This is a genomic window from Cyclobacterium sp. L-R, from assembly GCF_056859355.1.
Window position 1 is genome coordinate 1 of record NZ_JBSXOH010000087.1, and the last position, 13,687, is coordinate 13,687.

Consider the following 13,687-nt stretch of genomic DNA (forward strand, 5'->3'; position numbering starts at 1 on the left):
AATAGACAATCTATTACGTGCTGAAATCGCTTCAAAATCAGCCACTTCGTTGCTGTTTTCAATTTCACCATAGCGGTGCTATGCTAAAATCTCCAAACAGCCTGATTTTCTTGCGATTGCAACACTTCCCGTAAACACGGGACAGGCTATCACGAATCCTATTACATAATTCGAGTTTAAAATGGTTATAATATTGAATTTACTTACAATTATTCGATAAATTCATGTTTTAGTTATTTTTACAATTGCCTAAATAAACAGTTGTGAAGATTAATCCATATAGATTTAAACTCCTTATGCCCAAGTATTTAATTGCGTTTGTAATAAGTGTCTTTTTCGTAAACTTAATATTAATAAAACCTGCTAATGTCTTTGCAATGACTGGGCAGGCATCAGTCAACCCCAATGACTTCGATGGAACAGATACAGAGCGGATTTTACAGGCCATTCAAAAAGCCAAAAACACTTCGAATTTAGTTCGTATACCTAAGATCAATAACAATGGTACCAATGTCTGGATGATCGATAGTGCCATTTTATTACCAAGCAATCTCACGCTAATTTTAGACAATTGTACCCTTCAACTATCAAATTCCAGCAGAGACAATATGTTTAGATCCGATAACGTGGGATTAGGAATAACTAACCCTGAATGGAATGAAAATATAAATATATATGGGATAGGGAAAGCCATTTTGAAGGGGGCAAGCAATCCTAGGTCTACTGGAGACGGAGCAAGAATACTGACACTGAATCCAAAGGAAGAGCAGGATAAAGGAAATTGGAGAGTTAGCTATGGCACAGATGCGGGTAACCCTGAGATGAAACAAAAAGGCGACTGGAGAAACATAATGATGTTAATCGGCTATGTAAAAAACTTTACTATTAAAAATATAAGGTTTGAAAACACCCATGGCTGGACCATAAGTTTTGAGCGCACTATAGGTGCCGAACTATCTGACCTAACCATTTTCAATGAGGAATTTGTCACTGTCAATGGACATAAAATGATGGTGGCCAATAAGGATGGGATAAACTTACGGCAAGGCTGTAAGAATTTCAGAATAAACAATATTTCTGGCATGACGGGAGATGATTTTATTGCCCTTTCTAACCTTGACACAGCCCCAGACAGAGACAAAAAAAGTGGGGACATTACCGACAGTATGGTCACAGCCAGTAGGTGGTATGGACCAGAAGATGATATAGAACAGGTAGTGATCACCAATATTTCCTGTGAAAACAGGTATCGCGCCATTGCTATTAGGGCTAGTGATCAGGCCGGAATTCACCATGTTTATATCAATGGAGTGGTTTTTAAAGCCAACGAGGGTCGTCATGATGCCATCCTCATTGGAGGTAGGGGATATGGTGAGGAATCTCTGCCAGGAAAAATTAATACTATCCATGCCATGAACATTATAGGAAATGGTCAATCCCTTGTTAGAATTCAAGCACAAGTAGCAGATTGCCATTTTATGAATGGAATGTACTCCGGTGAAAATGCTACTGCCACGCTTTACGAAATCGACTCTTTGGCTACTTCAAATGTCACCCAAAATAATTGGATCAAAGTGAAATAATAAATTAATGTGCTTTAATTCCTATACTAAAATTTCAATAAATAAAAATAACAACTTAGCTTTAGAAGCTAATGGTATTTTAGGAAGGGGTTTTTCAATAATCAAGTTTGGATTGTTGTTTATGCTTAAGTTTCTTGAAAGATTTTGGTAACGTAAACTATTTGGCTTTTAGCCAAAATTTTTATAATCCAATAGAAAAGGTTAATAGATAAATATCACAAAATAACATACAAAATGACTGTAATTAAAGATTCTAGATCTCTGGTAATGTTGATTTGCCTCGGTCTCATGCTCTTCACAGGTAAGGTTTTTTCTCAAAATGAGGCCAACCCTTCCTTATTGGAGATAAATCCACCTAATGGTCCTTCCAATGATAAGGTAAGCGCAATTGTGGGTGTTCGCCTGATTGATGGACTAGGTGGGCCTGCTATGGAGAATTCCACGGTTGTGATCAAGGGGAATAGGATCATTGAAGTAGGACCTAAGAGCCAAATAAAAATACCTGCTGGTGCAGAAGTTACAGATGGTAAAGGAATGAGTCTACTTCCGGGCCTAGTAGATTCACATTTTCATAGTGCCAATAACAATAAGTCTTTAAGTACACTTTTAAAAAATGGTGTAACTACCATGAGAGATCCCGGCCATCCCATCAGGTTTTATCAGGCACAGCATTTTTCTACTACCCAAATGCCCAGAGTTTATGTGACCGGTGCACACCTTGATGGTTACCCGGGAGTATATGTTCAACAGGCCACTTTAGTGAAAGATGCAGATCATATCAGGTCCCAAATTGGGGAGTATGTTGAGAATGGAGCATCCGGGATAAAAATTTATTTTAGACTTCCTTTAAAGTACATAGAAACAGTGGTTAAAACAGCTGATTTTCATAAGATACCTGTAGTGGCCCACTTGGAATTGGTAGATGCTGACGATGCAATTTTAGCAGGTTTAAAAGGAATTGAACATGTCACTTCTTTTGGTACTTCTATAGCTGATCCAAAAGATGCAGAAGAATTCAGGAATTCAGTTCAGGAAGACAGCAATAATCGGAGGGCCGGAAGGTATCAGTTGTGGTCAAAAATAGATTTGTCTTCTGACCGAGTGAAAGAGGTGCTTGCTTTGGCTGCGAATAACAATGTAGTATTGTCACCGACTCTTGCCACATTTGAAAAGCAATTTGGTGATGATGGAGTGAAAGACTATGAAGCAAAAGGATTTAAAAACATGCATGATTTTGTTGGCATGGCACATAAGGCAGGGGTGAAAATAGTTACTGGTTCTCACAATACCGGTAAATATGTAAAATCTGGCTTTGCTTATCAAAGAGAGATGGAATTGTTGGTTGCCGCTGGTCTAAGCCCTTTAGAAGTTATCTCTAGCAGTACGATTATCAATGCAGAATATTTTCGTACTCAGGATAGGTTGGGAAGTATAGAAGAAGGTAAATTGGCGGATTTGATTTTGGTAGATGGCAACCCTTTGGAAGACATAAAAGTTATGTATTCAATCAATAAAGTTATGCTTAACGGTGAATGGGTAGATAACAATTAAGCCTAATTTCCCTAAAAAGGATATAGGAATTAAGTCAAAAACCCTGCATAGTTTACTGTGTAGGGTTTTTTTTATGCCTTCATAGAAATTCTATGCGAATTAGAAGCCAATTGTTAATTTCCTTTTATTGGAATGTGGTTTCTGTGCTTTAAGTTGTGAATTGCCTGTTTTGAGTTATTGAGTACTATCATTGATCGTTTGTTCTGCTTTTCTTACTCCTCTTTCTATCCCACCACACATAGGCGATAAAACCTACTAAGCTTATTGCGCCTACCCAAATTAGCCCACTTTTCATTCTCTCGTTGTTCTCACCCAGAATAGCTATGATGACCGTCAATGGTAAAATCCCTAGCATAGTGGAGGCAATAAATCTCCAGTATCCCATACGAAGCATACCTGCAATGATACTGATTGCATCATTGGATAAAAAGGGGGATACTCTTGTTACAATGATTGCCCAGAAACCATAATCTTCTAAGAATCCAGTTATTTTTTTCTCAGTCTTTTCACCAAGTATACGTTGTATGACGGGCGTTCCAAAGTTCACTCCAACACCATAACCGATGCTTGAGGCCGTGAAAATAGCTACCAATATGATTCCGGAACCTAACCATGGACCATAAGCTATAATGGTGACGACCATTAAAAGAAATGAGGGTATGATAAACATAAACATTTGGAGAACCATGGCACCGACTATTATCAGTGGCCCCCAAACGTCAAACTGGCTTACCCAATCTGAAATCTTTTGTTCATCATTGCTACTAAGAACCTCCCAGGCTTCATTAAAGAACTGCTGTACTGATGAATTAAGAAAATACAAACTGAAAAGTGTCCCCAGGAATAAAAATGAAAAGACATAGGGCAACAGGTTTACTTTTTTATTCGACATTGAAGTTCTTAAATAATAAGATATAAAATAGTATTTTAAATACTGCACTAAAATTATGCCGAAAGCAAACTTGTAAAACCCATTGTTTCTAGAAAAATGCTGGAAGGTTTTTGCTATTAATATTCTACATCCAAATTGTATTTAGACAATAGCCCAGGAAGTCCAGTTACAGAGAATTTTGCTTTTTTGATGTTGTTATTTTCAGGGTCAAGGCTGTAATTATAAGATGTTCTGAAATCGGCCTTTTCCAAGATAGTATCAAAGAAAGAGGCCGCCAGTAAATCACAACTATCAAAAATTGCTAGCGTCAGATCTGCATTTGAAAAATCAACATCCTTTAAAGAACAATGATCGAATTTAAATTTTTTTAAGTTTTTACCATGAAAAATGGAATAGTCCAGGTTACAACCTAAAAAAGAGGCTATAAATAGAAAGTCATCACATTTCCCGAAATCGATGCCCATGATTTTACATTGGTTAAATCCAGTATTCTTAAAAGCGGCATCATCAATTTTGGTAAGCGAAAAGTTGCATTCGAAAAATTGGCAGTCAATAAATTCTATTCTACTTAAGTCGCTATTGGTAAAGTTGCAGCTTGTGAATTTACATTTTTCGTAAGCTTCACCAGGCATTCGGCTGTCTGAATAATTGATTTGATCAAAATGCTTTTTCTGAAATAATTCAACTTCCATAAACTTAATTTTATAATGGTATTTGGTTCGGTAGGTACTTGGGACATCTAGAATGAAGGTCGAAATTACGCCATAATTTTCATTAAAAAAATCAGCTTTAAACAGTGTTCCCTTTAGATAATGACATCGATTATGTAATTGCTTAATAGGAACAGTTTTAAGAAATATAGGTAATTCCAAAGAGTTAAACATTTTGGATATTTCTCTTACTCTGTGATGCTATAACGAGGAGGAAATCTTTATTGACCTTTTATTTTTAACCCGGATTAAGTAATAGGATTCGTGATAAGTGTTGCAATCGCAAGAAAATCAGGCTGTTTGGATATTTTAGCATAGCACCGCTATGGTGAAATTGAAAACAACAACGAAGTGGCTGATTTTGAAGTGATTTCAGCACGTAATAGATTGTTTATTGCATATTTCGGGTTTAATTGAAGTAGTATCAGATTACAAAAAAAAATCCCAATGGCTATTCTTGCCATTGGGATTTTTATAGATGGGTTATTCTATGTATGAAGAATGGAACATTTTATTCCCATCCACCACCTAAGGCTCTGTATAGGCTCACAATACTTTGTAATTGCTGAATTTTCAATTCAATATAATCAAGCTCAGAGGCAAGTGAATTGGATTGGCTATTGATCACATCCAAATAATCTGCATAACCTACTTTAAACATGGTGTTGGCATTATCTACAGATCTTCTTTGGACCAGTACCTCATCGGTTTTTAATGAAAGTTCCTCTTTCAAGGTTTGGTACTCATTCACCAGTCCCAAAACTTCCAAGTATCCACCCAAAACAGTTTGTTCATAATCATACAAAGCTACCTTCTGTCGGGCTTTGGCCGTTTCATAGGCAGCTTTGATCCTGCTTCTATTGAATACTGGAGCTACCAAGCCTCCGCCAAGTTGGTATATTGTAGATGCCGGATTTAAGAACAGTTTACTAAACTCAAAAGCATTGTATCCGGCCATTCCATAAAGGTTGAATGTCGGGAAAAATGCCGTTCGAGCAATACCTACCTCTAGGTTATTTGCCTGCAAAGTTTGCTCAGCCGCCCTTATATCTGGGCGCATGATTAGAAGGGTAGATGGTAGCCCTATCTCCAATGCTTGAGGCAATACATTGACCTCTGACAATGATTCCCTTTGAATATTTTCAGGGTAAGTACCAATAAGGTAAGAAAGGTTTAATTCTGCTTGTTTTAACTCCCTTCTTTTTCTTACTAGTATGCCCTTAGAATTCAACATCAATGCTTCAAATTGATCAATGGACAATTGACTTTCTTTACCAGCATTTTTCAGGCTTTTACCAAGTTCAAAAGCTTGTTCCTGGAAAGCAATATTGGACAATAAAGTTTCGATTTCTTCATCCAGCCCTATAATGTTGTAATAGTTTTTGGCTATTTCAGCAATTAGCCATGTACGCGCCAGGTTACCCATTTCTACAGAAGACATGTATTCAGATAAAGCTTGTTTTTTGCGCATATTTAATTTACCCCAGATGTCAAGCTCCCAATTGAACTCTGCACCTACCATAAAATCCTTATAAGGGGTAGGGATTTTTTTGTCCTCAGGTACACTAGGAGAGATGTTGGTGTCATCATTTCCAACTCCATCCATGGTGTAATCCCCAAACTTTCTGACACTTGCTCCTGCTGTCAAATTTAACTCAGGTAATTGGCCCATTTTTGCTCGAGTTAATGCTGCTCTTGCAATCCTGATATTCGCTAAAGTTTTCGCTACATCCTGGTTGTTATCTAATCCCTTTTGAATTAGATTATTTAAATGCTCATCGTCAAAAAAGGCTTGCCATTTTGCCATAGCCAAATTTGTGCTGTCCCCATTTAGTTGGGTACCTTGATAACTCGTTGGCGGTGCTTTTATATCCTCTAAGGAGGGTTTTTGAACCTTGCAAGCTGAAATGCTGCTTATCACCAAGACGATAAAAACGATATATTGGTATGAATTTTTGCTCATGATTTTGTTCAGTTTTAAAAGTGATAGCAGGAGGATTTTTCCTGCCATCACTTCTTCCTTAGGATGTTTTAAGATCAGTAGAATTGATCACCTTTTCGGTAACAGGGGCTTTATCAGGCTTCTTATTAAGATAAGCCGAAAGTGATTCAAAAGCCACATACAAACCTGGGATCAATATAATCCCTACAAAAGTACCAATGAACATACCTCCTGCTGCTGCCGTACCAATGGTTCGGTTACCAATCGCTCCAGCTCCACTGGCCAAGGCAAGTGGTATAAGACCACTAATGAAGGCAAAGGAGGTCATTAAAATTGGACGTAATCTTTCTACAGCAGCATGAACTCCTGATTCAAGAATTCCCATACCTTTTTCTCTGGATTGAACGGCAATCTCAATGATCAAGATGGCATTTTTACCGAGCAAGCCTATAAGCATTACTAGAGATACTTGAGCATATATATTGTTTTCTAATCCTGTAAGTTGCAATAGGAGAAAGGAACCAAATATACCTGCAGGCAATGACAATATTACCGGAAGGGGTAGGAGGTAACTTTCATACTGTGCAGCTAGCAACAAGTAAACGAATACCAAACAGATCAGGAAGATGTAAACCGCTTGATTTCCAGATGCTATTTGTTCCCTTGTAATTCCAGACCAGTCAATGTTAAAACCTCTAGGTAGTGTTGCGATGGCTGTTTCTTCCACTGCTTTAATGGCATCTCCACTTGAATAACCTGGAGCGGCATCCCCATTGATCATGGCAGAGATAAACATGTTATAACGCGTTAGTTGTTCTGGTCCATAAATCCTTTCCAAGTTTACAAAGTTGGAATAAGGGACCATCTCACCAGTGTTGTTTTTGGTGTACATTTTCAGCAAGGATTCCGGATTAGTTCTAAATTCCGGAGAAGCTTGAAGCATTACCTTATACATTTGGCCAAACTGGATGAAATTGGAACTGTAATAACTACCGATAAAACTTTGAAGCGTTTCCATGGACTCTCGAATATCCACACCTAGTTTTGCAGCTTTGTCGTGGTCTACTCTTAGAATATACTGAGGGAAGGATGGATCAAAGTTGGTAAATACCTCCTGAATCTCAGGCCGTGCCCTTACTTCGTTAAGGAAATCCTCTACTGTGGAGGCAGTAAATGCCAAATCCCCGCCGGTTCTGTCTTGCATCTGCAATTCAAAACCTGATGCATTACCAAATCCCGGAACTGGAGGTGGTGCAAAAAACTGAATGGATGCTCCAGTAATATGAGCTGTCCTTTCCTGGTATTTGACGATAAGGTCATTTACATTCTCTTCACGGTCATCCCACCCAACAAGGTTGATCATGCCCATACCATAGGAGGCACCGGCAGTTTCGGTAAGTAGACTGTAACCAGCAAGGGTCGATATGGTCTCCACTTCGTCAAAAGGAAGAATTGAAGCCTGTACATCGTCCATTATTTGCTGGGTTCTGTCCATAGTAGAACCTGGAGGTGTGGTCACATTTACGTAAATCATGCCTTGATCCTCATTTGGAATAAACCCTGAAGGAAGTATGAATGTCATACCATAAGTGAGAGCAAAAAACAAGATTAAAACACCAAAGGTTAATGACTTACGCCCAGCCGTTTTACCAATTAACTTGGCATATTTACCTGAGAAACCGTCATATTTTTCGTTGAATTTGACGAAAAACCTGCTCAATATATTCTTTTTGCCTTCATGATGAACTGGCTTCAAGAGTATACTACACAAGGCTGGAGATAATGTAAGGGCGTTAATACCTGAAATCACAATAGCGATGGCTAGTGTAAGTGAAAACTGCCTGTAGAATATACCTACCGGACCTGATAGAAAACTAACAGGAACGAATACAGCCGACATTACCAAGGTAATAGCGATAATAGCGCCTCCAATCTCCTTCATAGCAGCAAAGGTTGCATCTTGGGCATTTAGGCCTTCATCATGCATTTTCACGTGAACGGCTTCCACCACCACAATGGCATTATCCACCACAATACCTATAGCCAATACCATCGCAAACAGGGTGAGCATATTGATCGAAAAGCCAAATAAACTCATGAAAAAGAATGTTCCAACCAGTGAAACTGGTACGGCTATGGCAGGAATAAGTGTAGATCTCCAATCCTGAAGGAAGATGAAAACGACAAAGGATACCAATAAAAAGGCCTCAATTAATGTTTTTACCACCTCGGATATTGAAGCATCTAGGAATCGAGATACATCATAGGAGATATTATAGGACATGCCTGGAGGAAATGACGATACCTGCAATTCAGCCATTTTATCCTTAATATTCTGGATTACCTCTCTAGCATTGGAGCCTGGTCTTTGTTTGATCATGATGGAGGCAGAAGGCTGACCATCCGTCATGGATACCATATTGTAATCTTCTGAATCAAATTCTACCTCAGCAACATCTCGAATTTTCAATAACGAACCGTCAGGAAGTGCTTTAAGGGTGATATTTTCATAATCCTCTTTTTGGTTGAATTTACCAGTGTATTTCAATACATACTGAAGTGCTTGCGGGTCTCTGTCTGAGCTAATCCCTGATTTCCCTGGTGCGGCCTCTACGTTTTGACTTTGTATAGCTGCACTGATGTCTTGGGGAGTTAGGTTGTAAGCCACCATTCTGTCAGGATTTAACCATATTCGCATGGCATAATCCCTATTTCCCATAATTTCAGCTCTACCTACTCCATCAATCCTTTTTAATTCAGAAAGGATGTTTATATCAGCAAAATTGTATACAAATTTCTCGTCTTGTGAGGTGTCGGAGGTGATAAGGTTAAGGTAAAGCAACATGGAGTTGACTTCCTTTTCTGTCATTACACCTGCTCGAATAACCTCCTCAGGAAGTTCATCAACTACGGTTGCTACTCGGTTTTGAACGTTTACAGCGGCTTGGTCTGGATCTGTTCCTACATTGAAGAAAACAGTAATGACAGATACACCGTCATTGGTGTTTACAGAGGACATATAGGTCATTCCTGGTACACCATTGATGGCTCTTTCCAAGGGCGTGGTAACTGCTTTGGTAATAACTTCCGCATTCGCTCCACGGTATTGGGAAGTTACAGTAACAGAAGGGGGCACAATTTCCGGGAATTGTGTTACGGGTAATCCGAACAGCGCTAATAGTCCAAGCAAGGTGATCAAAATCGAGATCACCGTCGAAAGGATAGGCCTTTTTATAAATAAATCAAACATGCGTAAGTATTTTTAACCTTTAAAGGTTTAGGTCCAAGGATTTGTAAATTTCATCTTCCCCAACTGGGTTTGTTTTTACGGTAACATCATCTTTTAATAACTGAATACCTTCTAAAACAACTTTATCATTGGGTTTGAAATCCTGTGCTATATAAAATAGCCCATGTCTTCCCATAGGTCTGAAACTACGTACGTTTACTTTGTTTTCACTATCGACCAGGTATACGTAATTGTATTCCTGAATTTCGAATGTTGACTTTTGAGGAATTAAAAACACATCATGCAACATGCTTTTCATCTGAACTTTACCACTAGCACCATGCTTGATCAATTGATCAGGATTTGGGAATCTTACCCTTAGTGCAATAGAACCCGTTCCTTGTTCAAAATCCGCTTCCATGGTTTCTAATTTCCCTTTATAAGGATAAACCACACCATCTGACATGATAAGAGAGATTTCTTCTTGCTCTTTTTGTAGGGTTTCTTTGACTTGCTGGTTCATTTGCTCATTGTCTGAACCTTTGTCTAATTCACCCCTCATAAATTCCAGGTATTCATTTTCAGTAATCCTGTAATAAGCGAAAATTTCACTGATGTCAGTAATATTGGTTAGTAAATCACCACTTTTCACCAAACTTCCAGTTTTGTAAGGAATTCTATCTACAATTCCATCAAAAGGAGCTTTTACAGTGGTATAGGATAGGCCAACCTGTGCATTTTTTAACATTGATTCAGCCTCCAAAATGGATGACTGGGCCATGTCTTTTTTTGATTGTGCCAACTCTAACTCTGACTGAGAATAGATCTTTTTATCTACAAGAACTTTGAGTCTTTCAACCTCTAAAGTGGCTGATTTCTCTTCCGCTTTTGCCTGCATTAGCTTGGCTTTTGCAGAATTTACTAATTCATTGTATTCAGCAGATGACAATTGAAACAATGGTTGGCCCTTTTTTACACTTTGTCCCTCATCAACGTATATTTTTTCAACAAAACCTTCCACTTTAGACCTTACTTCAACAAATTGAATGGCCTGGAGGTCGCAAACATAAGTTTGTGGAACTTCAATACTTTTTGGCGAAAGGGTAAAGACTGGTACTTCCAGGATTTCCGCATTCTTTTTGTTTTTTCCATTACCCTCACTACAAGACACGGTAGTAAAAACAATACCAGCCAAATAAAGCATCGTGATGACTGTTCGGTATTCCAAAAAGGAAGACCTGAACCATTGGTTTTTGTTCAACATTTCTTTTGAATAAAGTTAAAATTTCAATAAAGTGATAGTATAGTTTTCGAGTAAAGATTTCTATGAGAAACTCTATAGGAGATCTTACTGGATTATTAAGGGATGTTCTTCTGACAATTGTTACGATAAATTAATTATACCGTAAAGTTTGGCTTCTTCTCAAGGTGCATTATTACAAATCACCAAACTGATGATTCGTCTAAGTTGCTCAAGAGAAACCGATGTGCAGATTCTTTTGGGGATATTTATGGTTGTTATTATAAGGGTTTTGAAACAATTTTCCCTCAAATAAAAAGTGGGTAATAAAGCGTTTTTTTGTGGTGAATAATTTGAAAAAGTTCTAGTAAGAGAAGTGGGGAAATCTAAATAATCATAATCCAGCATTCCAATTTCGAATTCTGGTGAAGGGAAATTGTACATGGCTTTTTCTCCTTCTGCAACAGAAAGACTAATTAAAAAGACAGCCAGTAAATTGGTTAAAACAATCCTGTTTAAAAACGCCCCTATGTTGTATTTCCCAATTTTCACAGCACAAAAATAGAGAAAAAATTTTAGAATGGCTGACCGCTTACAAAAGCAAATACTACCTTGATACAATTAAATCGTCAATTTTAATGGTTTTTCTTACTTTCTCCTCAGCTAAATTAAGGGCAAATTTGTTTTGGAAATAAATGTTTTTCGATTTTTTTTAGGGGAGTTTCCGGACCTTTCTGTAGGTAGAAAATGCTTGTTAATTCTTTCAGTTTTGATAAGAAAAAAAGTTAAGCATTGGTCAAGAAGGTGTATACAGGAAAAAGTATAAAGACCTATTGGCTTTGATAAAATTAAAGCTGGGTTCATATAAGAAGGAGCAAGGGTAGGGATAGTAATCGCCCTACTCTTGCTCCCGGTTTGGGATTAGCTTCCCAGCCATATATAAATCAAAATCGTAATAATGCATAATCCAAGGGAAACTGGTTTCGCGTATCGCCAAGGCTTCATTTCCAAAACAGGAGGCCTTTTGACAAAGGTATTTGGCTTTCCTGGAAAATAATGACTGACAGCAAGCATAACCAATATGTTAATCACAAACTCTATGGCCCAAATATGGATAAAGTGAATGCCGGATTCAAAAATAAAGGTAGTTAAGAGATAAAAGGACAATCCAGTGATCAAACCTACTTTAGCTCCATTTGCGGTGATCTTAGGAATGAAAAATCCGGCAATTAGAATGGATGCGATTGGGATAAAAAAGATGCCATTTAATTGTTGCATCAATTGGTACAATCCTTCTGGAGCGTTTCCAACAAGAGGAGCAATCATAATTGCAAATACAGCCAAAACCAGAGAGCTCAAACGACCTACACGCACCAGTTTTTTGTCATTGGATTTTTTGTCCAATAACTTTTTATATATGTCAAGACTGAAAATGGTAGCAGCAGAATTCAAAACACTATTGAATGTACTTAAAATTGCCCCAAGCACCACAGCTGCAAAAAAGCCTAATAAGCCTAGGGGCATTATTCTGGTTAACAAAACCGGATAAATAAAATCTTGATTGTCATAATACTGATCACTGTAATAATAATAAGCGATAATACCTGGTAGTACGATAATCAAGGGTATGAAAATCTTTATCACTCCTGTATATAGCAAACCTTTTTGGGCTTCAGCCATATTCTTGGCACCAAAAGCCCTTTGAATGATCGTCTGGTTCATACCCCAAAAATACAATTGGTTGATCATCAACCCTGTGAAGATCGTGCTAAATGGCAATACTGAATCTGCTTTGCCTATTACATTGAATTTCTCCGGTGCATACTCATACACTTTTTGGATACCCTCCAATACATTGCCATCTCCAATATCCCAAAGTGCGAGAATTGGTACCATTAAGCCTCCAATCAGTAAGCCTATGGCATTGATAGAGTCGGATAGCGCTACTGCTTTTAAACCTCCGAAAATGGCGTAAATGGATCCTATTACACCTATTGTGACTACCGTAATCCAAATCCCTTCTGACCTGCTGACATTTAATACTTCTGAGACATTAAAAATACTTTCCAAATTAATTGCACCTGTATAAAGTACAATAGGAAGCAAGGTGACGACAAATGAAATCATTAATAATAAGGCCACAATTGTTTTTGTGGTACTGTCATATCTCTGTTCCAGGTATTGCGGTATGGTCGTCAATCCCATTTTTAGGTAAATGGGTAGGAAGTAAAGCGCAGCAATGACCAATGCAATAGCACTGGTAACCTCCCAGGCGATAATGATCATCCCATTTTTATAGGCAGAGCCATTTAAACCTATAAGATGTTCAGTTGAAATATTGGTAAGGATCATCGATCCTGCAATTACTCCACCTGTTAAAGATCTGCCTCCAAGAAAATACCCGTCTCTGGAGCTGATGTCATCCTTTCGTAATTTATACCAAGAAAAAATTGCAACAAATAATGTAAATCCTACGAAGGTAATGGCTGTGAGCATAATATATAATTAGATTGCTGCCCAGCTTAAGTTGGGCAGCAATC

At 38.0% G+C, this 13,687-nt stretch carries 8 protein-coding genes; 2 read left to right on the forward strand and 6 right to left on the reverse strand.

What is annotated here, in order from left to right:
• The first annotated feature begins 296 nt into the window (after positions 1 to 296).
• Positions 297 to 1,583 carry a glycosyl hydrolase family 28 protein gene (locus tag AC13EX_RS17375; protein ID WP_482893680.1) on the forward strand — a complete coding sequence of 429 codons (1,287 nt, stop codon included), beginning with the start codon at positions 297 to 299 and terminating at the stop codon, positions 1,581 to 1,583.
• Between the two features lie 234 nt (positions 1,584 to 1,817).
• Entirely contained in the window at positions 1,818 to 3,134 is a 1,317-nt protein-coding gene (locus tag AC13EX_RS17380) for an amidohydrolase family protein (RefSeq protein WP_482893681.1), read from the forward strand.
• A 187-nt stretch (positions 3,135 to 3,321) separates the two neighbouring features.
• On the opposite strand, the gene AC13EX_RS17385 is transcribed toward AC13EX_RS17380, so the two are convergent.
• The 6 genes from AC13EX_RS17385 to AC13EX_RS17410 form a co-directional block, all read right to left on the reverse strand.
• Positions 3,322 to 4,026, reverse strand: a complete 705-nt coding sequence (locus AC13EX_RS17385) for a TVP38/TMEM64 family protein (RefSeq protein WP_482893682.1) — start codon at positions 4,024 to 4,026, stop codon at positions 3,322 to 3,324.
• A 116-nt stretch (positions 4,027 to 4,142) separates the two neighbouring features.
• The gene (locus AC13EX_RS17390) at positions 4,143 to 4,718 is read right to left on the reverse strand and encodes a pentapeptide repeat-containing protein (protein WP_482893683.1); all 576 of its coding nucleotides are present in this window, start codon (positions 4,716 to 4,718) and stop codon (positions 4,143 to 4,145) included.
• 529 nt (positions 4,719 to 5,247) lie between these two features.
• On the reverse strand, positions 5,248 to 6,699 hold the full coding sequence (locus AC13EX_RS17395; protein ID WP_482893684.1) for a TolC family protein: 1,452 nt from the start codon (positions 6,697 to 6,699) through the stop codon (positions 5,248 to 5,250).
• A gap of 58 nt (positions 6,700 to 6,757) precedes the next feature.
• Positions 6,758 to 9,928, reverse strand: coding sequence for an efflux RND transporter permease subunit (locus tag AC13EX_RS17400; protein ID WP_482893685.1), 3,171 nt, complete (start codon positions 9,926 to 9,928; stop codon positions 6,758 to 6,760).
• Between the two features lie 19 nt (positions 9,929 to 9,947).
• On the reverse strand, positions 9,948 to 11,171 hold the full coding sequence (locus tag AC13EX_RS17405) for an efflux RND transporter periplasmic adaptor subunit (RefSeq protein WP_482893686.1): 1,224 nt from the start codon (positions 11,169 to 11,171) through the stop codon (positions 9,948 to 9,950).
• An 897-nt stretch (positions 11,172 to 12,068) separates the two neighbouring features.
• Positions 12,069 to 13,643 (reverse strand): solute:sodium symporter family transporter, encoded by a 1,575-nt coding sequence (locus AC13EX_RS17410; RefSeq protein ID WP_482893687.1) that lies wholly within the window; start codon positions 13,641 to 13,643, stop codon positions 12,069 to 12,071.
• Positions 13,644 to 13,687: the final 44 nt, after the last annotated feature.